Below are 22,124 nucleotides of genomic sequence, written 5' to 3' on the forward strand. Positions count from 1 at the left end.
CTGGGTTAATCATCGGTTAATCAACGCCACACATTGTGTGCCTACTTGCAACGAACTAAGGCTTGACGATGCGGTATCTGTTTACCTTCCTGCTGGTTTTTTTCGCGGGGTTCGCCCAGGCCTCGCCGGGCAACCCGTTTGAGACCAAACCCGATTTCCTCCCGGTGGGCAAGGCCTTCACCTTTACCTCCGAACGTCTTGAAAGTGGCGAGACCCAGCTGTATTGGCAGATTGCCGACGGTTATTACCTGTACCAACAACGCATGAAATTCGACGGCCTCGCCGAAAAACCGACGCTACCCCAGGGCGAAGCCCATAGCGATGAGTTCTTCGGCGAGCAGCAAGTGTATCGCCAGGGCCTGGAAGTGAAGATTCCGGCAGGGGTCACCGGCCAGGTCAAGCTGGGCTGGCAGGGCTGCGCCGATGCGGGCCTGTGCTACCCACCGCAGTCGATCACCGTGGACCTGGGCGGCAACCCGGCAGTCACCGCTACCGCCCAAGCCCAGGACCAAAGCCTGGCCAGCGGCCTGCAACAACGCAGCCTGGGTTGGAGCTTGTTGGTGTTCTTCGGCCTTGGCCTGTTGTTGGCGTTTGCCCCGTGCTCGTTGCCGATGCTGCCGATCCTGGCCGGCCTGGTGGTGGGCAGTGGCGCCAGCCCGCGTCGCGGCTTCGCCTTGGCCAGCAGCTACGTGGTGTGCATGGCGCTGGTGTATGCCGCGCTGGGCGTATTGGCCGCGTTGCTCGGCAGCAACCTCGCCGCGCTGTTGCAAACCCCCTGGATCCTCGGCAGTTTCGCCGCGTTGTTTGTGATCCTGGCCCTGCCGATGTTCGGCTTCTTCGAACTGCAACTGCCGGCGTTCCTGCGTGACCGCCTGGACAACGTCAGCCGCCAGCAAAGCGGCGGCAGCCTGATGGGCGCGGGCGTACTCGGCGCGCTGTCCGGCCTGCTGGTCGGCCCCTGCATGACCGCGCCACTGGCGGGCGTGCTGCTGTATATCGCGCAAAGTGGCAATGCACTGCACGGGGGCTTGATTCTGTTCTACATGGGCATCGGCATGGGTATTCCGCTGTTGCTGCTGGTGACCGTGGGCAATCGCTTCCTGCCCAAACCCGGCACCTGGATGAACGTGCTCAAGGGTATCTTCGGCTTCCTGTTCCTCGGCACCGCGGTGTGGATGATTCGCCCGGTGGTCGGCGAAAACCTGTGGATCGGTTTATGGGGCGCACTCGCGCTGGTGATGGCCTACAGCGGCTGGACCCTGGCCCGCGAGTACGGCCTGGCCGCCAAAGTGTTCGGCGCCGGCTCCCTGGTGCTGGGCCTGTGGGGCGCCGTGCTGGTGGTGGGCGCCGCGGGGGGCAGCGATGACCTGTGGCAACCGCTGAAGGTCTACAGCGGCTCGCGGGCCGCCGCCTCTCCCACCGCCCACGACGCCTTCATGACCCTCAACGACCCGGCCGTGCTACAAAGCCAACTCGACAGCGCCAAGGCCCAAGGCCAGTGGGTGCTGGTCGACTATTACGCCGACTGGTGCGTAGCATGCAAGATCATGGAAAAACAGGTGTTCGGCAAACCTGAAGTACTCGATGCCCTGAAGGACGTGCGCTTGCTGCGCCTGGACGTCACCGCTGACAACACCGCCAGCCGCGAGCTGCTCGGCCGCTACAAAGTCCCCGGCCCACCGAGCTTTGTGTGGATCGGCCCGGACGGTGAAGAACGCCGCGCCCACCGCATCACCGGCGAAGTGGATGCCGCCACTTTCCTGCAACGCTGGACGCAAACCCGGGACGCCCTCTGATGCTGACCCTGACCATCGGCACCTTCGCCATCGCCCTGAATCACATCCTGCTGATCAGTGCGCTGATTATCGCCACCCTGGTAGGCTGGCGCGTGGCCAAGCGTGGCGGTGAAAACCCGGAATCGGTGCTGTTCAGCCTGTTCCTGCTGGGCATGCTGGTCGCCCGCGTCAGTTTTGTACTGATGTACTGGAGCGACTACAGCTACGACTGGCTGCAGATGGTCGACCTGCGCGACGGCGGTTTTCTCGCCTGGCCCGGCGTGATCGCGCTGGTCCTGGGCGCACTGGCCTACGGTTGGCGGCGACCGGCGCTGCGCAAACCGCTGAGTGCCGGCGTAATCACCGGCCTGGTGTTCTGGGGTATGACCAGTGTGTCCCTGAACCTGTATGACAAAGGCTCGCAACTGCCGGACATCACCTTGCGCAATGCCAATGGCGACGTGGTGCAACTGGCCGACTACAAGGGTGGCCCGCTGGTGATCAACCTGTGGGCCACTTGGTGCCCGCCATGCCGCCGCGAAATGCCGGTACTCGAACGCGCCCAGCACCAACGCCCCGACGTGACCTTCCTGTTCGTCAACCAGGCCGAAAGCATGCAAAGCGTCAGCACCTTCCTCGCCACCCAAGGCCTGACCCTCGACAACGTGCTGTTCGACGCCAGCGGCCGCCTCGGCCAGGCCGTGGGCTCAATGGCCCTGCCCACCACCTTGTTCTACCGCGCCGACGGACGCCTGATCAACAGCCACCTGGGCGAACTGTCCCAGGCCAGCCTGGCCCGTGCCATGGAACCCTTCGACACCGCTCCTGCCGCCACAAGGAAACCGACATGCCCCGCCTCCGCCACCTGCTGACCCTGCTGCCGCTGACGCTTGCCGCCACCCTGGCCCAGGCCGACGACTGGCCGGCACCGATCAAACAGATCGAGGCCAAAGGCGCCAGGATCCTCGGCACATTCGACGCCCCCAGCGGCCTCACCGGCTACGCCGCCCAATACCAGAACCGGGGCATGGCCCTGTACCTGACCGCCGACGGCAAAAGCGTGATCGCCGGCAACCTGTACGACGCCCAGGGCAATGACCTCAGCAGCGCACCGCTGGAAAAACTGGTGTACGCACCGATGGCCAAGGAAGTCTGGGCCAAGATGGAAAAAAGCAGCTGGATCCAGGACGGCGACGTTAAAGCCCCACGCATCGTCTACTTGTTCAGCGACCCCAACTGCCCTTACTGCAATATGTTCTGGGAACAAGCCCGTCCTTGGGTGAAAGCCGGCAAGGTGCAATTGCGCCACATCATGGTCGGCATCATCCGCGAAGACAGCCCAGGCAAATCCGCCGCGCTGTTCGCGGCCAAAGACCCGCAGAAAGCCCTGGAAGAACACGAAGCCGCCGGCAAGGGCAGCAAGTTGCAGGCGTTGGCCAAGATCCCGGCGGATATCGAGGCCAAGCTCGATGCCAATATGAAGTTGATGGATGAACTGGAATTGTCGGCGACGCCGGCGATTTTCTATCTGGATGACAAGGGTGGCTTGCAGCAACAGCAGGGGGCGCCTTCGCCGGATAAGTTGGTGAAGATCCTCGGGCCTAAATAAGCCTGCAAAGAAAAGGCCTCCCTCAAATGGAGGCCTGTCCTGATTCCTTCCGCGTTATCTGATCAGACCTCCTCTATGAGAAACGACTCAACGTCGTAATCATTGCCGGGCGCAATCCCCATTCGGCGATTATCAAAACTGAGCCGAGTAGAGGTTGACCTGGCGGTGAACACCCCCTCGATGAATTGCCAAGCAAGGCCCGGCTCTACAATCGGGCTAATCTCAGTTCCGTTCGCCAGCAGTACCAAGCGGGGTTTATAAGCAAAGCCGTAACTGTCACGAACTCTGGCCCTGAACGTGTAAGTACGCCCCTGTTCAAGTTCATTGAACTCCTTGTACATTTTCTCACTCTGGGTAGCAGGATCCCTCGTGTCGGTATACCCCCAGTCCTTCAGGAAATGTACCGGGTTCGGCCCTGGAGGCAGCCCCGCTTCATGCTCATGTACCAAATCAGCCGGGGAGGCGGCACCCAAGCCTCTTTGCCAGCCGTTCCAACCTTTACCGTCCGGATCAAAATCCGTGTAGTCGTAAAACGCCTTACGAAACGCCAAGTGCAAGAGTGGAAACTCGACCGCGTTCCCGGCATGGCCGCCGACCTTTGTGGTGCACTTGAATACGACGTCCAACGGCGTCCTGTTGCGCAGTTTGTTCAACTCATCGCGTTTGAGCACGCGTGACAACCCATTGGCCAGATCATTCGCGTTGATCGGCTGGTTGACCATCACATGAATGGTGTAGGAAGAGCCATCTTCCTGGGTGCCTCGGCACTCAAGCCAACCCACCTGCCCTAATAGGATGAACCACCATTTTTCCACGGTGATGCTGGCATCGCCTGCAAAGGTACGCAGGTCCAAAATACCGCCCTGGGTCGCTGGCGGCGTTGCCTGTGGCACCCCAGGCGTGGGCAAACGCACCGGCAGGCTGATGTGCAACGCCAGACACTCGGAGGTCGCAAGTTTGCACGCACTCGTTACCGTGTAGTTGATCGTGACCGTTTCACCGGCAGCCTCAATCACCGCCTCACGCGGGATGCTGAAGTCCACATGGCCCAGCGCATGATTACCTGGCTGGGAGGCCAGGGGCAGGCAGGTCCCGTCTGTCCGTTTCCAGCACACGCGGATTTGCTGGTGATCACTGATGCTCGGATATTTCACCCGCACCGTCACGCCCTCTCTGCCGTTGTAAATCGTCAGTTGGTTACCCACGGCTTCGCGTACGGTCGGTGCGACCAAGACCAGGTCTTCCTGCACCATGGTGAAGGTTCTCGACGGGAACTCAATAGCCGTCGCGCGTTCACACTGCCCATCAAAGCTCGCCGCGAAATGCAGTACGAAATCGCTGCAGTCCGCCAACGTTTGCAGATCAGCTCTAGAGATCGGCGTGTTCACCCCATCATGCAGCCACTCGGACGTAAGCGGCTCATCCTCAAACACGTCAAACCGATAGGCACCACCGCCCTCAAGCGTGCCGGTGATCCACATCCAGCAGCATTCTCCCCGCGCCGCGTACTCCCAAATGGGAACCACGCCTGTTGCGTTACCATTGAAGGTATTGAGGTCCACAATGCCCGCTGTCGCCTCTGCGATCTCCGGCACGGTCAGCAAAGGCTCAAGGACCTTGATGACACGTTCGGGGGAGTGCTGCGGATCGCTCCCGTTGGAACTCACGGTATAGGTCAACGTTAACGTCTGGTTGAACAGCGCAGCGATAATCCACGGCACGACCTCAAATGCCAGCGAGGTTTCGCCCTTTTTCACGTCCTTGCAGCCGAGCGGCTGCGTCTCCAGCCCCGGGCCGGATGCGTAGGCGCAAACGTGGTCTCCCGGTGCTATCCAGTCGTAGGTAACGTCCGCATGCCCACCGGAAGCACTGTTGACCGGGTTGAGCACCCAGTGACCTGGCGTGCACTCCGTTGATTCACGCAAATGCGGCGGCGGTAAATCCAACCCAGGGTCAACGCGCAACAACGTGGTAGTGCGCAGGTGGAAATCCTGGGCGTTGGTGGGCAATGGGTTTTCCAGATGCGGATCTCCCGGATCCGGCGGCACGGGCTCCGTGCCGTCCCAGATCACCCCAAAGTGGATCGTCAGGGCCGAGTAGTCCTGGCGCTGTGACATCCAGCGGCGCGACAGTTCGAGTTCAAACACATGCTCGGCATGCGCTTCGGCCTCCGTCACCACATGGTCATAGACTACCCAGATAAAGGGGTAAGGCGCCTGATGCTGATCGCCGGCCACGGTAACAAACAAGCGCTGCCCGGGCTGGATCATCGGCCAGGCGTCGATCGTGATCGTCTCATCGCCCTCGAAATCACTCATCCACAGCCACCACGTGCTCCACTCATACTCAGCGTGCACAAACTCCGGTCTTGACCCCGCGAGATGTACCTCCCTGATGTGCTGAACCTCCAGCTCCAACACCAAGGAGGTCTTCTCCTTCCCTTCTACACGCGCGGTGTACCACATCAGTACCGTATGCCCGATCATCAAACTGAGGGACGGCGCAGCAATCGGTACTACATCCTCATCGTCATCAACCAAGACGGGATCGAATGCAGGTTCGACCTGGCCCTTGATAGCCATGAAAAATCTGCGGTCAGTCGCGCCCGTAGGCAGGGTCAGCGTGGCCCACGTCCCATCAATCGCATCGATGGGATACAGCACACTGTTATTCGCCGCGAACGCGATAATCGGAAAGGGCAATTGCGCCTTAGGCTTTTTTGGCAGGCGGGGGGGCAGTTTGACGGGTGGAGTGGATGAAGTTTGCTTAGGAATGGTTTTTTTAGCCACGATAAGACTCCTGTCCAACGTTAGATAACGATCGAAGCGGGCCTGACCGGCCGGGAACTCCGGTTATCTAACGCAGGGAACAGAAACCTTGCCTACTGTCAGAATTGACAGTTCTAACGGAACGCCAGTCTTTTACTCACCAGCGTCCGTGACGAACATCGCACTGCGCCCCCGGTTCAAACTCGATAACACATTTTGAAGTTGTCAATAAACGAGTAGTCCCTCACCAGAATCGTCATCCATGCAATAGCCGTCCCCGGTTCCGTTACATAATCAACCCAGAATCCCCCTCGCCAATCGTCATTGTAATCAAGCTTGGTAATCACACCGCCTGCCTGATTATAAAAAATGAGCGTCGCGGGAGCCTGTTTCCACGACCACGCGAACCTGATGGACTCCAGGGCGTGAGGGAAATCAATACGATGTAATTGTGGCGGATCTTGGTCGCCCTCGTTTTCACACATGACAAAATGTTTGCCCGAATAGAACGGGTCATTGCCATACGTGACAATGCCTGCCACACCCGATCCGGACTGAAAGGTTATTTTCATCAACGGGGTCTGCACACTGTTGCCCGCGCCAAAACGCTCCAACGGCAGTGATTCGAAATCTTCTGTCTTACATTCAAGTGGTTTTCTGATAATCACGCGCAGCGTCGGGAAAACAATCGAATCTGCTTCAAGTTCACTGTCATAGAGTGCAGTGACACAGGTGACTATCAGAGGTGTGTCGTGTCTTAACGCGTCCAGCTCATGTCGACTCATCCACTCCACAAGCCCGTTCTTGGCCTGTTCGTCCGTCAGCCTTGTGCCTTTCAATACGTAGAAGGTGTGAGCATTCCCATCCTTTCTAATGCCCGAACACTTTAGCCATACTCGCTGGCCCGCCAGGGCAAACCACCATTTTTCCACGGTGATGGACGCATCGCCTGAAAAGGTGGCCAGATCCAGAATGCCACCCTGCACGACCGGTGGCGTGGCCTGTGGGACAACCGGCGTCGGCAGACGCACAGGTTTGCTGATCTTCACATTCAACGGCAGTGATGTCTGCACCTTGCACGCCGTGGTCACGGTGTAGGTGATCGCCACTGTTTTGCCCATGCTCTCGATAACCGCTTCCCGCGGTAGTGAGAAAATGACTGCACCCACAGCACTGCCGGGCTTGGAGGCCAACGGCCAGCAGGTACCCTCCGGTCTCTCCCAACACAGGCTGATACTGTGCTTGGGGTGTTTGCCGGTGTAACTCACTTCGACATGGACGCCCTCGCGCCCATTCCAGGCAGTCAAGTCGGTGCCGACCGCTTCCGTCACTTTGGGCGCCGCCAGCACCAGAGGTTCCTGCTCGATGTTGAATGCCTGCGCGGGAAACTCATGGGCGTCCGCCAGGGCGGTGGCTTCACAGAAGCTCGCCGCGAAGTGCAGTTTGAATTCACTGCAATCGGCCAACTGTAGCAATACTTCCCTTGGGATCCGCGCATCCACGCCATGCACCTTCCAGTCCTCGGTGACAGGTGCATCAGACAAAATGTCGAACCGGTACGCGCTGCCGTTTTCACGTTCGCCCGTGATCCACATCCAACAAAGATTCGAACACTCGGCATAGTCCCAGACAGGCACAAAAGCCGTCGCGTCCATTGCGAATGTACTGAGATCAAGGATATCGCCCGTTGCCTGTTCGATCCCAGAGAGGGGAAATCGGGGCAGCAACACGTTAATCACTCGTTCAGGGGATTGTTGTGGGCCATTACTGTGGGGGAACTGAACGGTGTAGGTCAGTGCCATCGGCGTGTTAAAAAAGCAGGCAATGACACAGGGCGATAACTCGGTGGTTGCCGGTTCCCCGTCGTGTTTAATTGTCACGCAGCCAAGCGGCTTGTTCCCATAATCCGACCCGCTCACATAAAAACAGATTTGGTCGTCTGCATAAGTCTCCAAGTCAGGAATATATACATTCCCACCCCGTGTGGTGAGTTCCGGGTTGAGGTACCACTCATCGTTGAAAAGCACGGATTGCCGCAGATGCGCAGGCAGAAGATCAAGGCCTTGATCCCCAATAAAAGCAGCAGTACGGCGATGTTGGATTTGAAGGGCATTCCTCGGAAGAAGTGTCTTCTCATCAGGATTAGTCACGTCGGCTGGAGGCTGCGCCTCTAAGCCACTTGTTATATAGGCACATTGCAGGGTCATTGATTCATAGCGTGGTATTTGCCGTGCCAGCCAAGCACGACTGACAGCGTGAGTAAGCTCGCCCAAAGCGATATCCTGATCCGTTAACCGATATCCATAAGCCACTTTGTAGAAAACGGGCATCCCGCTAAATTGCTGCGTAACGAGCGTGCAGTAAAACTTATCGCCTACTTGGGCAAGATAAGGAACCTTCGTTTTAACAATGCCATCCCCTTTGAAATCGTGCATATCAAAAGTAGGTGTGTTTTGAACCATTTTTTCGTGGAGAAAGTAAGGGGCGAATTCTTTGCCTTCGTTCGCAGGGTAAAACTCCATCAACACTTCTTTATCCAAAGAAGCGGCAGCTTGCCCATTGACTGTACCGGTATACGTTATTACGAGCGTGTATCCCATCGCCGCCGTCATGTAATGCAGAGGGATTTCAGTCTTTCCTACGCCTGGTTCAGCGCCTGGATACTCAATATCCTCGAACACCGGTCCAGGCGTTTCCTTTGTGTGGAACGTGACAGTAATGGGTTTGTCCTCATCCATTCGCGGATCGAATGTCAGGTATGACCCCTTCATTCTTGAGGTAGACACTGTTCCGTTCACTTCACTGGAAAGTAACGGACTGTCCACCTCCAGCGCTGCGGACTTTGGCGCTTTGAGCGTCTTTGGGGAAACGTTCGGCGTTGAGATTTTTTTAGCCATGATAAGAACTCCGTGTTCAGGACCTATTATCCTCGGCCAGATCTAAGGCCGAGGATCTCCCTCTAGTGAGTTCTATTTGATGCGTTCATGCCTACTGTCAGAGTTAACAGTTCTGACGAAATTCCACGCCGTAGCCGACCAACGGCCGCCTCAAAACCCCTCCAACTCCGCCATCAAATCACTCAACCGATCCACCTTCTCGGCACTGATCTCATTCGCCGCCAACCCCTCGATATACTCAGCCAACTCCGCCACCGTGCTGCACTCAAACATCGCCCGCAGCGGCACATCCCGTTGCAGGGTTTTCTGCACCCGCGAGGCAATCTGCGTGGCCAGCAACGAATGCCCGCCCAGTTCAAAGAAGTTGTCCTGCACCCCTACCCTGTCGACTTTCAGCACCTCGGCCCAGATAGCGGCCAGGGTGGTTTCCAGTTCGTTGCGCGGTGCCAGGTAGTCCTGGCTGTGCAACTGGCCGATCTCCAGCGCCGGCAGGACCTTGCGGTCGAGTTTGCCGTTGGCGTTGAGCGGCAGGCGGTCGAGCCATAGCCAGTGCAGCGGCACCATGTATTCCGGCAGTTCGGCACGCAGGCGTTGCTTGATGCGGTCCAGGCGCTCGCCTGGGTTCAGTGCTGCATCCGCGGCTACCAGATAGCCGACCAGATGCTTGCCGTTGACGCCTTCCTGCACGCCCACCGCCGCATCGCGCACTTCCGGTTGTTCGTGCAGGCGCGCTTCGATTTCACCCAGTTCGATGCGGTAGCCGCGAATCTTCACCTGGTGGTCGACGCGACCAACATACTCCAGCACACCGTCACTGCGGCGGCGCGCCAGGTCACCGGTGCGGTAGAGGCGTTCGCCGGGTGCACCGAACGGGTTCGGCACAAACACCGGCGCGGTGCGCAGCGGGTCGCTGACGTAACCGCGACCGACGCCGGTCCCGGCGACACACAACTCGCCGACAGCACCTTGCGGCACCAGCTCCAATGCACCATCGAGCAGGTACAAACGGTTGTTGTCGGTCGGCGTGCCGATCGGCAGGTAAGTGCCACGGGTCGAGGCCAGGTCGACGCAGTAAAACGCCACATCGTCCGAGCATTCCGCCGGGCCATACGCGTTCACCAAACCTATCTGCGGGTAGCGCAGCAGCCATTGGTGCGCCAGTTCCGGCGGCATGGCTTCACCGGTCGGCAGCATCCAGCGCAGGCCGTCCAGGCTGATACGGTCCTGGGCCAACATACCCTGGATCAGCGACGGTACGCTTTCCAGCACGGTGATGCCCTGGGCCTGCACATGTTCCAGCAGGCCCTGTGGATCGTGGGCGAGGGTGTTCGGCACAATATCCACCCGTGCGCCGAACAGCGGCGCGGCGAGGAATTGCCACACCGAAATATCGAAGCTCTGCGAAGCGGTTTGCGCAATCACATCCGCGTCGCTCAAGGCCAGGTACGGCACCTTGCTCAACTGGTTATTGAGCATGCCGCGCTGTTCCACCATCACACCCTTGGGCAGGCCGGTGGAGCCCGAGGTATAGATCACATAGGCGAGGTTGTCCGGGCCGCTGTAGAGGCCGGGGTTTTCGCCACGCGCCGGTATTTCTTCCCACACCAGCAGTTGGCAGTCGAAACCGTCCAGCAACTCGATGGCCTGCTCGCGGCACGCCTCGGTGCAGACCAGCAACGGCGTGCGGCTCAAGTCGATGATGCTGCGCAAACGCTGGCTCGGCAGGCCCGGGTCGAGCGGCAGGTAGCCGGCACCGGCCTTGAAGCTGCCGATGATCATGCCCAGCAGGTCGAGGTTGCGTTCGGCGAGCAGCGCCACCGGTTGATCGAGACCGACACCCGCTGCGATAAGCGCGTGGCCCAGGCCGTTGCTGCGACGGTTCAGTTCGTCATAGGTCCATTGCTGGTCGAGGCAACTGGCGGCGACGCGCTGCGGATGCGCGGCCACCTGCTCTTCGAACAGCTCGATGTAGCTGCGCTCCAGCGGATACTGATGTTCGCTCTGGTTACAACCATCCACCAGGAACTCGCGCTCCTGCTCGCCAATCAGCGGCAGGTCGGCCATGTCGCCGTGGAAGCCCTGCACCAGCGCCAGCAGCAGGCGCTTGAACTCGCCAAGCATGCCTTGCACGGTGGTTTCGTCGAAGTAGCGTTGGTCGTAGGACAGGTGCAAACCGAGGTCATCGCCCGGATAACACACGGCAGTCAGCGGGAAGTTGGTGTGGGTGCGGCCGGAGTCCGAGGTGGCATTCAGGCTGTGTGCGCGGTCCAGCACCGAGACTTCCACCGGGGCATTTTCGAACACGAACAGGCTGTCGAACAGCGGCTGGCCCTTGGGCAGTTCGCTGTGTTCCTGGATCGTCACCAGCGGCAGGTATTCGTACTCGCGCAGTTGCATATTGCTGTCGAGCAGGCCGCTCAACCACTGGCGCACGCTGCAAGGCTGGTCGTCCTCGGGCAGTTTTACCCGCAGCGCGATGCTGTTGATGAACAGGCCGACGGTGCGTTGCATCTCGGGCATCTCCACCGGACGCCCGGCCACGGTGACGCCGAACAGCACGTCGCGATCACCGCTCAGGCGCCGCAGCACCAGCGCCCACGCCGCCTGGGCGAAGGTATTGACGGTCAGCTGATGGGCCTGGGCCAGTTCGCGCAGTTGTGCTCCATCGCAGGCGTCGAGACGGGTGTAGCAATCGCCCACCACCATGCCGCCGCTGTGACCCGCGTGCTCACGCAGGAACGGCCGGTCGCTCGGGATCGGCGTGGTGCGCTCGAACCCTTGCAGGTTCTGCTGCCACCACTGGCGAGCCTCGTTGAGGTTCTGGCGTTGCAGCCAGGCGATGTAGTCGCGATAACGCGGCGGTGTGGCCAGTTGCGCTTCGCGGCCTTCGCCGAGGGCCATGTAGATCTCGAAGAAGTCATTCATCAGCAACGAACGGCACCAGGCATCGATGAGGATGTGGTGGTTGCTCATCATGAACCAGTAGCGTTCGGCGCCAACACGGATCAGGCGCAGGTGGAACGGTGCCTGGTTGAGCAGATCAAAACCGGCCTCGCGCTCTTGCTTGAGCAGCGCTTGCAGGCGCGGTTCCTGTTCGCTTTCCGGGTCAGCACTCCAGTCCAGATACTCGATCGGCGTGCTGCCCGGTTTGTGGATCACTTGCAGCATGTCTTCGCCGACGTTCCAGCAGAACGAGGCACGCAGGGCTTCGTGACGGGCGATCACCGCCTGCCAGGCCTGGGCGAAACGCTCGGGGTCCAGGGCGCTGTTGATGCGGTAGCGGTCCTGCATGTAGTAGAGGCCGGTGCCCGGCTCCAGCAGGGTATGCAGCAACAGGCCTTCCTGCATCGGGGTCAGCGGGTAGACGTCTTCGATAACGGTGGCCGGTACCGGCAAGCTGTCGAGTTGCACCTGGCTCAGGTGGGCCAGCGGGAAGTCGGACGGCGTAAGGCCACCGGCATCGTCCTGCAGGCAGTGCTGGGTCAGGCTGTGCAGTTCGGCCAGATACGCCTCGGCCAATTCGCGCACGGTAGCGTGATCGAAGCGTTCACGGCTGAAGGTCCAGCGCAGCACCAACTCGCCGCCGTAGACCTGGCTGTCGACGCTCAACTCGTTAGGCAGCGGCGCGTCCGGGTCATGGGCCAGGCCTGCGGATTCATCCAAGGGGTGGAACAGCGCATCGGCGCCGAAGCTCTGGTCGAACTGGCCGAGGTAGTTGAAGGTGATCTGCGCGCTCGGCAAGACGGCCATGCTCTGTTGGCACAGATCATCGGCCAGGTAGCGCAGCACGCCGTAGCCCAAGCCTTTATGCGGTACAGAGCGCAGTTGTTCCTTGATCGCCTTGATCGAGTCGCCCTGAGCAGCGTGCGGAGTGAGGCGCAGCGGGTAGGCGCTGGTGAACCAGCCGACGCTGCGGGTCAGGTCGATGTCATCGAACAGGCTTTCGCGGCCGTGGCCTTCCAACTGGATCAGCGCCGACGCGTGGCCGCTCCAGCGGCACAGCACACGGGCCAAGGCCGTCAGCAGCAGATCGTTGACCTGGGTGCGGTAGGCGCTCGGAGCCTGTTGCAATAGCTGACGCGTATGCTCGGCATCCAGGCGCACGCTGACGGTGTCGGCATCGCGGTTGCGCAGCGAACCTTGCGGGCGGGCCACCGGCAACGCCACATCAGGGCCCGCCAACTGCGCTTGCCAGACGCTCAATTCTTCACGCAGGGATTCACTGCCGGCGTAGGCCTGCAAACGCGCGGCCCACTCACGCAGGGCGCTGGTCTTGGCCGGCAGGCTGACGGACTGGCCGTCGCTCAACTGGCGGTAAACCGTTTGCAAATCTTCCAGCAAGACCCGCCACGACACGCCGTCCACCACCAGGTGATGGATCGCGATCAGCAGGCGTTGCTGCCCCTCGGGCCCGTCCACCAGCAAGGCGCGCAGCAGCGGGCCGTGTTGCAGGTCGAGGCTGCGTTGGGTGTCGGTGAACAGCGCGGTGCATTGCGCCATATCGCGCACTTGCGCCTGCTTCAGTACGCCGCCTTGCGGCACGGCCAGGTGCTCGGCATGCCAGTGCGCGTCACGCTGGGAGAAGCTCAGGCGCAGGGCGTCGTGGTGTTCCAGCACCGCCAGCAAGGCTTGCTCCAGGCGATGCGGCACCAGCAGTTGCAGCGGCTTGAGGACCAGCGCCTGGTTCCAGTGTTGGCGCTGTGGGATCTCAGTGTCGAAGAACCAGTGCTGGATCGGCGTCAGTCCGGAGGTGCCGGTCAACACACCCTGTTCGGCCGTGACCTGCTCGGAGCGCGTGGCGACCGCCGCCAGGGTTTGCACGGTCTGGTGCTGGAACAGGTCGCGGGGGCTGAAGTGAATCCCGGCCTGCCGCGCACGGCTGACCACCTGGATCGACAGGATCGAGTCGCCGCCCAGCTCAAAGAAGTTATCGTCGAGACCGACTTGCTGCACATTCAACACAGCGCACCAGATGGCGGCCAACGTGCTTTCAAGTTCGTTGCGCGGGGCCACGTATTGTTGGCGGTTGGCTTCCGGGTCCGGCTGCGGCAAAGCGCGACGGTCGAGTTTGCCGTTGGCGGTCAGCGGCATGCTGTCGAGCACAATCAGGTGCGCGGGCACCATGTAGTCCGGCAGTTGCGCCTTGAGGTGAGCCTTGAGCGCATCGCGTAATGCGCCGTGCTCGGCATCGCTGACCAGGTACGCCACCAACTGTTTGCCACTCGGCGCATCCAGCGCCAGCACCACGGCTTCGCGCACGGCCGCGTGTTCCAACAGGCGGGTCTCGATCTCGCCCAGTTCAATACGGAAACCGCGAATCTTCACCTGATGGTCGATACGCCCCAGGTACTCCACCAGGCCATCGCCGCGTTGGCGCACCAGGTCGCCGGTGCGGTACAGGCGCCCGCCATTGTGGGTAAACGGGTCGGCGACAAACCGCTCGGCGGTCATGCCCGGACGCTGGTGATAACCCTGGGCGAGACCCGCTCCACCGACGTACAACTCGCCGGTCGCGCCTTGCGGCACCAACGCCAGGTCGGCGTCGAGAATATAGGCCACGCGGTCACCGATAATGCTGCCGATCGGCACGCTCGCAGCGCCCTCCTCCAACTGCTCGGGCGCGAGGCTGGCCAGCGGCATCACCACCGTTTCTGTCGGGCCGTAGGCGTTGAAAAACACCTGCGGCTGGAACGCGGCGCGGATGCGCTGCAGGTGTTCGCCAGTGAGCGCTTCGCCACCGGTGATGCACATGCGCACCGGCAAGGTCTGCTGCTGGGTCGCCAGCCATTGCGCCAACTGGCTGCCATAGCTCGGCGTGAAGCCCAGAATGTTGATGCGATGGGTGCGGATCAGCGTGCAGATTTCTTCTGCATCCCACTGGCCCTGGGCACGCAATACCACCTGCGCGCCGCTGAGCAGCGGCACCAGCAAGCGTTCGGTGGCAGCGTCGAAGTTGATCGAATAGAAGTGCAACTCGCAGTCATCAGGGCGCATGCCAAAGCGCTCGATCACCGCCGCGCAATGCATGGCGATTTCACCGTGGGACACCACCACGCCTTTCGGCTTGCCGGTGGAGCCGGAGGTGTAGATCAAGTACGCCTGGTGCTGCGGCAGGCTGATAAAGGGCGGCTCATCGGCCGGGTAGTTGGCGAGCACCGGCAGGTCATCTTCGAGGCACCAGCACGCCACGCTCGCGGGCAATTCGCCGAGGGCTTCGAACATCGCCGCATCGCTGAGCAGCAGGCCGACGTCACTGTCTTCGATCATGTAGTGCAGACGGTCCAGCGGGTATTCCGGGTCCAGCGGCACATAGGCGCCGCCGGCCTTGAGGATCGCCAGCAGGCCGATCACCATTTCCAGCGAGCGCGGCAGCGCCAGGCCCACGCGCACCTGCGGTCCGACGCCACGCTCGCGCAGCATCCAGGCCAGGCGGTTGGCGCGGGCGTCGAGTTCGCGGTAGCTCAGGGTTTCACCGGCAAAGGTCAGCGCCGGCGCATCGCCACGGGCTGCCGCTTGCTGGCTGAACAGTTGATGAATGCACTGGTCGAGACGGTGCTCGCCCGCCTCGATGCCCAGGCTGTCCTGCAAGGCGCGTTGCTCGGCGGCGGTCAGCAACGGCAGTTCGCTGAGGCGTTGTTGCGGGTTGGCGATCAAGGCTTCCAACAGGTTGCGCCAATGTTCAGCCATGCGCGCAATGCGCGGCTCGTCGAACAGGTCGGTGCTGTAGGTCAGGCAGCAGCCCAGGCGATGATCGAGGTCGGTGACCTCCAGGTTGAGGTCGAACTTGGTCGCGCGCGCATCGTTGGCCAGGTACTCGACGGTCATGCCGGCCAGTTGGCGGCTCTGCTGGAACTCCCAGCGCTGCACATTGCACATCACTTGGAACAGCGGGTTGTACGCCGCACTGCGCGGCGGCTGCAGGGCTTCCACCAGGTGATCGAACGGCAGGTCCTGGTGGGACTGGCCTTCGATGACGGTGTGGCGCACCTGTTCGAACAACTCAGCGACGTTCATCTGCCCACTGAGCTGGCAACGCAGCACCTGGGTATTGAGGAAAGCGCCGATCAGCCCTTCGCTTTCCGGGCGAATACGGTTGGCCACAGGGGCACCGATGCGCAGGTCGGTCTGGCCGCTGTAGCGGTAGAGCAACACGGCCAGGGTGGCGGTCATGGTCATGAACAGGGTCAGGCCACGTTCGGCGTTGAAGGCCCGCACGCGGGCCGCCAGGTCATCGCTGAGGTCGAAGCGGTACAGCTCGCCCCGATGGCTTTGTACCGGCGGACGTGGGCGGTCGCCGGGCAGTTCCAGCAACGGATGTTCCGTACCCAGCTGCTGGGTCCAATAGTCCAACTGACGCTGACGCTCACCCGCTTCCATCCACTGGCGTTGCCACACGCTGTAATCGAGGTACTGCACCGGCAGCGGCGCCAGCGGTGACAGGCGCTCGTCGATAAAGGCTTCATACAACGCGCTGAGTTCACGGGCAAAGATGTCCATGGCCCAGCCTTCGGTGACGATGTGGTGCAGGGTCAGCACCAGGTAGTGTTCGCGCTCGGCGGCCTTGACCAGGCAGGCTCGCAGCAACGGTCCGGTTTCCAGGTTGAACGGCGTATGCGCCTCGTGATCCGCCAATTGCTGCAACCGTGACTGGCGTTCGGCTTCGTCCAGCGCGGAGAAGTCCTGCCAGTCCATGCGCAGGCCGGTCTGGGCCGAGACCTTCTGACAGGCCACGCCGTCGACACTCGGGAACGTGGTGCGCAGGGTTTCGTGACGTATGATCAAGGCCTGGAGCGCCGCCTCGAAACGCCCCACATCCAGCACGCCACGCAGGCGCGCCATACCGCCGACGTTGTAGGCAGGGCTGTCCGGTTCCATCTGCCACAGGAACCACATGCGCTGCTGGGAATAGGACAGCGGCACCGGTTGGCTGCGGTCGACCTTGGCGATGGCGGTCTGTTGGTTGCGTTGGCCCGACGCCTGGATCAGGCCGACCTGCTCGGCAAAAGCGCCCAACTCGCTGGCTTCAAACAAGGTCCGTAACGGCAGTTCGACGTCACACGCCTGGCGGGTGCGGGAGATGATTTGCGTGGCCAGCAACGAGTGGCCGCCAAGGGCGAAGAAGTCATCGCGCAGGCCGATGCTGGGCAAGCCGAGGACTTCGCGCCAGATGGCGGCGATCTGCTGTTGCAGCGGGGTCTCGGGCTCGACATGTTCACGCACGTGCCACACCGGCTCCGGCAGCGCGCGACGGTCCAGCTTGCCGCTGGGGCTAAGGGGCATGGCGTCCAGGCGCATCAATAGCGCGGGCACCATGTACTCCGGCAGCTCGGCGGCCAGGGAGCTCTTGACGTGGTGTTCGTCCAGCTCGGCAGGGGCGGTGTAGTAGCCGATCAGCTGTGCATCACGCACCAGCACCACAGCTTGGGCGATGCCCTCCAGGGCAAGCATGCGCGCTTCGATTTCTTCCGGCTCCACACGGAAGCCACGCAGCTTGACCTGCTGGTCGAGGCGCCCAAGGTACTCGATCACACCCTCGGCGTTGAAACGGGCACGGTCACCGGTGCGGTACAGGCGCGCGCCCGCCTCACCATAGGGGTCGGCAACGAAGCGTTCAGCCGTCAACCCGGCGCGGCCGAGGTAACCCCGGGCCAGGCCAATGCCGCCGATGCACAATTCACCCGGCACACCCAGTGGCACGGGGTTGAGTTGCTCGTCCAGCACACGGCAGATCACATTGCCCAGGGGACGCCCAATCGGCGAGCGCTCGCCGTCTTCCGCGCGGCAGTGCCAGTGGGTCACGTTGATCGCGGTTTCGGTCGGACCATAACGGTTGTGCAATTGCACCGCCGGCAACTGCGCCAGGACGCGGTTGCGCAGTTCGGCGGGCAAGGCTTCGCCGCCGGAGAACAGGCGGCGCAGGCTGGTGCATTCGGCCACCTGCGGTTCGTCGATAAACAACTGCAACAGCGGCGGCACAAAGTGCAGCGTGGTCACGCCGTGTGCCTGCACCAACTGCGCAATGCGATGCGGGTCGCGATGTTCACCAGGGCCGGCGAGTACCAGTCGGCAGCCGGTGATCAGCGGCCAGAAGCATTCCCACACCGACACGTCGAAACTGATCGGCGCCTTTTGCAGCAGCACATCGGTGTCGTTGAGTGGATAGGTGGCCTGCATCCACTGCAAGCGCTCGGCCAATGCCGCATGCGTGTTGCCCACGCCTTTGGGCTGGCCGGTGGAGCCGGAGGTGTAGATCACGTAGGCGAGGTTATCGCCGTGCAGGTGCAAGCCGGGTGGCTGGGTGGGCCAGCTGTCGAGGTGCAGGCTGTCCATCGCAATCACGCACACGCCGTCGGCGCTCGGCACCTGTTCCAGCAATGCGGTCTGGGTCAGCAGCAGGTGGACGCCACTGTCTTTAAGCATGTAGGCCAGGCGCTCGGCGGGGTAATCCGGGTCCAGCGGCACGTAGGCGCCACCGGCCTTGATGATCGCCAGCAGGCCGATCAGCAGGTGCGGCGAGCGCTCGGCGGCGATGGCCACGCACACGTCCGGGCCGACACCTTTGTCGCGCAGGTAGTGGGCCAGGCGGTTGGCCTGGGTGTGCAGTTGGGCGAAGGTCAGGCTGCCGCCCTGCCAGACCAGCGCGATGTTGTCCGAGGTGTGCCTATTGAGCAGCTCCGGCAGCCATTGCTGGGCAGGTGTGCAAGGTGCTTCGCTCCACGGCTGCTGCTCGTCTTCCTGCATCAGCTTTAGATCGCCGATGGCTTGCTGCGGCTGGTCACACGCGGCTTGCAACAGGTTGATGAAGTGCTCGGCCAAGCGCTGGACGGTCGCGCTGTCGAACAGCTCGTCGGCGTAGTCGAACGACAGGCTCAGGCGCCCGTTGCGGTCTTCTTCGCTGTGCAATTGCAGGTCGAACTTGGCGTCACGGCTGTGCCATGGCAGTTCGTCGGCGAGCATGCCCGGTAGACGGCGCAAGGCGCTGAGGTCGCGTTGCTGGTGGTTGAACATGACCTGAAACAGGCCCTGTTCGCGAGCTTGCGGGAAAGCTTCCAGCAACTGTTCGAAGGGCAGGTCCTGATGGGCCTGGGCGCCCAATGCCGCCTGGCGTGTCGCGGCCAACAGCTCGCTGAACGGCAGGCGCCCGTCCAGCTCGGCCCGCATGACCTGCGTGTTGATGAAGAAGCCGACCAGGCCTTGGGTTTCCTGGCGCGGACGGTTGGCGTTGGGCACGCCGATGCGGATATCGCGCTGGCCACTGTAGCGGTAGAGCAGGCTCTGGAAGGCTGCCAGCAACAGCATGAAGGGTGTGGATTCGTGGGCCTGGGCGGTCTGGCGAATCGCTTCGCTGAGGCTCACACCAAGACGTACCGTGTGGCGTGAAGCTGTGTGACGGTGGTGTGCCGAGCGCGGGTGGTCGGTGGCCAGGCTCAGGGTGGGATGCTCTTCACCCAACTGCGCTTTCCAGTACGCCAGTTGGCGCTGGCCTTCGCCTTCGGCCAGCCATTGGCGCTGCCAACTGCCGTAGTCGGCGTATTGCAGGGCCAGCGGTGGCAGCTCCAGGGTTTGGCCCTGGGCGGCGGCGGCGTAAAGGCGCGAGAATTCGTCGATGAGGATGTTGAGCGACCAGCCGTCGGCGATGATGTGGTGAAGCGTCACCAACAGCTGGTGATCCTCATCGTCCAGGCGCACCAGGGTCACCCACAGCAGCGGGCCCTTTTCCAGGTCGAACTGGGTGCGTGCTTCGTCTTCGCGGATCTGCTGCGCGCGGGTTTCACGCTCGGCAGCGGGCAGGTCGCTGAGGTCGATGACTTGCAGCTCGAAATCCGCCTTGGCCTCGACGCGCTGGAAGGCCTGGCCGTCGCGTTCGTAGAAGCGGGTGCGCAGGGCTTCGTGGCGCTGGACCAGGTGTTGAAAGCTCAAGCGCACGGCGTCTTCATCCAGCTCGCCGCGCAGGCGCAGGGCGCCGGGGATGGTGTAGGCGCTGCTGTGGGGGTCCAGTTGCCAAGTGATCCACAGGCGGTTTTGTGCAAGGGATTGGGGCAGGTCTTCCTGGCGTGACAGGGGTTGGATCGCGCCTTGGGCAACACCGCCATCCTGTTGCAACTGCGCAACGTTGGCGGCAAAGCCTTCCAGGGTTGGCGCTTCGAACAGCATGCGCAGGTTCAGCTCCAGGCCGAGTGTTTCACGCAGGCGCGCGACCACTTGGGTGGCGGTGATGGAGTTGCCGCCGAGCAGGAAGAAATGGTCATCGGCCGCGACCGTCGCGACGTGCAGTTGCTCGCACCAGATCGCGGCAATCTGGTTTTGCAGTTCGCAGCCCAACGCTGCATCGCTGACCTGCACGTGCAGATCAGGGAACTGCGCATAGCTGTCGAGGCTGCCATCGGCATGCCGCAGCGCGCACGCCGCACGTTGCACCTTGCCGCTGGAGGTCTTCGGCAGGGCGCCAGGGTTGAGCAGCACCACCACGCTCGGCGCCTCCTGGTACGCCTCGGCAACGGTTTGGCGGATCGCCTTGATCAGTGCTTCGGGCGGCAGGATTTTCTGCACGCTGCGGCTGATTTCGGCGGCAATGCCAATACCTTCCAGGCCTTGGTCATTCACTGCAAATGCCGCGACCCGGCCTTTGCGCACGACTTCCACTTCGCGCTCGATGGTCTGCTCGATGTCCTGCGGGTACAGGTTGTGGCCGCGCACGATCAGCAGGTCCTTCAGGCGGCCGGTGATGTACACCTCACCGTCACGGATAAACCCCAGGTCGCCGGTGCGCAGCCAGGTACGGCCGGCATGCTGCACGAAGGTCTTGGCGGTGGCTTCGGGGTTGCGCCAGTAGCCGTGGGCGATGCTTGGGCCGCTGGCCCAGAGTTCGCCGACGCGGTTGTCGGGCAGTTCGGTGAGGGTCTGCGGGTCGGCAATCAGGACCGCATGCTCGGGCTGGTGGGTGCCACAGCTCATGATTGCACTGCCCTGCCCCGGTTCGGCGCGATTGGCGGCCAGGGCCTGCTCGTCGACCCGCAGCGCGGGGATGCCATGGCCCCGCGTGCCACCGGCGACAAACAGGGTCGCCTCGGCCAGGCCGTAGGAGGCGAAGAAATTGTTCGGGGTAAAACCGCAGGTGGCGAACTTCTCGGCGAAGCGTTCCAGGGTGTCGAGGCGGATCGGTTCGGAACCGGAATAGGCCACGCGCCACTGGCTCAGGTTCAGGCGTTCCAGCGCCGAGTCGCTGACCCGCTCGCTGCACAGGCGATAGGCGAAATCCGGGCCACCGCTGATGGTGCCACCGTATTCGCTGATCGCTTCGAGCCAGCGCAACGGCCGGCCGAGGAAGTAGGCCGGCGACATCAGCACGCACGGCACGCCACTGAAAATCGGTTGCAGCAGGCCGCCGATCAGGCCCATGTCGTGGTACAGCGGCAGCCAGCTGACGATCACGTCATCCGGGTTGAGGTCAATGCCGAAACCGCGACGGATCAACACTTCGTTGGCCACCAGGTTGCCATGGCTGACTTGCACGCCCTTGGGCAGCGCGGTGGAACCGGAGGTGTATTGCAGGAAGGCGATGTCGTCCGGCTGCAGGTCGGGAGCGATCCAGTTGTCGGCACTCTCAAGGCTATCGACGCTCAATACTGGCGGCGCGTTTTCAATCTGCGCCAGGCCGTCGGCGAAGCTGGCGATGGTCAGCAACAGGCGTGGTTCGGCATCGCTGATGATCGACAGCAAGCGTTCCTGATGGTGGCGACGGGTGGATTCCGGCGGATAGGCCGGCACCGCAATGACCCCGGCGTACAGGCAACCAAAGAACGCCGCGACGTAATCCGGGCCGCTGGGGAACAACAGCACCGCACGGTCGCCCAGGTCCGCATTGGCTTGCAGGGCGGCGGCGATGGTGCGGGCGCGCTGGTCCAGGTCGCGGTAACTGAGTACAACGCTGTGCTCGGCGGATTCGGCGAGGAAGCGCAGGGCGACCTGGTCCGGAGTCTGCGCGGCGCGACGTTGAAGGGAGTGGACCAGCGTTTGGGGAAGTTCGAAGGCGTCCATCATGGGGTTCCTGCCTGAAAGCGGCTTACGGGAAATT

At 62.0% G+C, this 22,124-nt stretch carries 6 protein-coding genes; 3 read left to right on the top strand and 3 right to left on the bottom strand.

Annotation, left to right across the window (positions count from 1 at the left end):
- Positions 1-68: 68 nt before the first annotated feature.
- From dsbD to dsbG, 3 genes are read left to right on the top strand one after another with little or no spacing between them, the layout of a single operon-like run.
- Positions 69-1,796 (top strand): protein-disulfide reductase DsbD, encoded by a 1,728-nt coding sequence (dsbD, locus tag QCBJ_RS27205; RefSeq protein WP_102061969.1) that lies wholly within the window; start codon positions 69-71, stop codon positions 1,794-1,796.
- Positions 1,796-2,647 carry a TlpA disulfide reductase family protein gene (locus QCBJ_RS27210; RefSeq protein WP_015885144.1) on the top strand — a complete coding sequence of 284 codons (852 nt, stop codon included), beginning with the start codon at positions 1,796-1,798 and terminating at the stop codon, positions 2,645-2,647. The genes dsbD and QCBJ_RS27210 overlap by 1 nt, the downstream gene beginning before the upstream one ends.
- The gene (dsbG, locus tag QCBJ_RS27215; RefSeq protein ID WP_093543740.1) at positions 2,623-3,384 is read left to right on the top strand and encodes a thiol:disulfide interchange protein DsbG; all 762 of its coding nucleotides are present in this window, start codon (positions 2,623-2,625) and stop codon (positions 3,382-3,384) included. Before QCBJ_RS27210 ends, dsbG begins: the two co-directional genes overlap by 25 nt.
- A 62-nt stretch (positions 3,385-3,446) precedes the next feature.
- Here the strand turns inward: dsbG and QCBJ_RS27220 are convergent, their stop codons facing one another.
- From QCBJ_RS27220 to QCBJ_RS27230, 3 genes are all read right to left on the bottom strand, one after another.
- Positions 3,447-6,173, bottom strand: coding sequence for a hypothetical protein (locus tag QCBJ_RS27220; RefSeq protein ID WP_102061970.1), 2,727 nt, complete (start codon positions 6,171-6,173; stop codon positions 3,447-3,449).
- A gap of 176 nt (positions 6,174-6,349) precedes the next feature.
- Positions 6,350-9,049, bottom strand: coding sequence for a hypothetical protein (locus tag QCBJ_RS27225; protein ID WP_145994253.1), 2,700 nt, complete (start codon positions 9,047-9,049; stop codon positions 6,350-6,352).
- Positions 9,050-9,199: 150 nt separating this feature from the next.
- The gene (locus QCBJ_RS27230) at positions 9,200-22,090 is read right to left on the bottom strand and encodes a non-ribosomal peptide synthetase (RefSeq protein ID WP_102061972.1); all 12,891 of its coding nucleotides are present in this window, start codon (positions 22,088-22,090) and stop codon (positions 9,200-9,202) included.
- Between the last annotated feature and the right edge of the window lie 34 nt (positions 22,091-22,124).

The organism is Pseudomonas sp. QC2, assembly GCF_002859085.1.
Classification (GTDB): domain Bacteria; phylum Pseudomonadota; class Gammaproteobacteria; order Pseudomonadales; family Pseudomonadaceae; genus Aquipseudomonas; species Aquipseudomonas petroselini.

Excerpts from the sequence above, each read along its gene's own strand:
- dsbD (WP_102061969.1), top strand. The coding sequence starts at position 69 with ATGCGGTATCTGTTTACCTTCCTGCTGGTTTTTTTCGCGGGGTTCGCC.
- QCBJ_RS27210 (WP_015885144.1), top strand. The coding sequence starts at position 1,796 with ATGCTGACCCTGACCATCGGCACCTTCGCCATCGCCCTGAATCACATC.
- dsbG (WP_093543740.1), top strand. The coding sequence starts at position 2,623 with ATGCCCCGCCTCCGCCACCTGCTGACCCTGCTGCCGCTGACGCTTGCC.
- QCBJ_RS27225 (WP_145994253.1), bottom strand. The coding sequence starts at position 9,049 with ATGGCTAAAAAAATCTCAACGCCGAACGTTTCCCCAAAGACGCTCAAA.
- QCBJ_RS27230 (WP_102061972.1), bottom strand. The coding sequence starts at position 22,090 with ATGATGGACGCCTTCGAACTTCCCCAAACGCTGGTCCACTCCCTTCAA.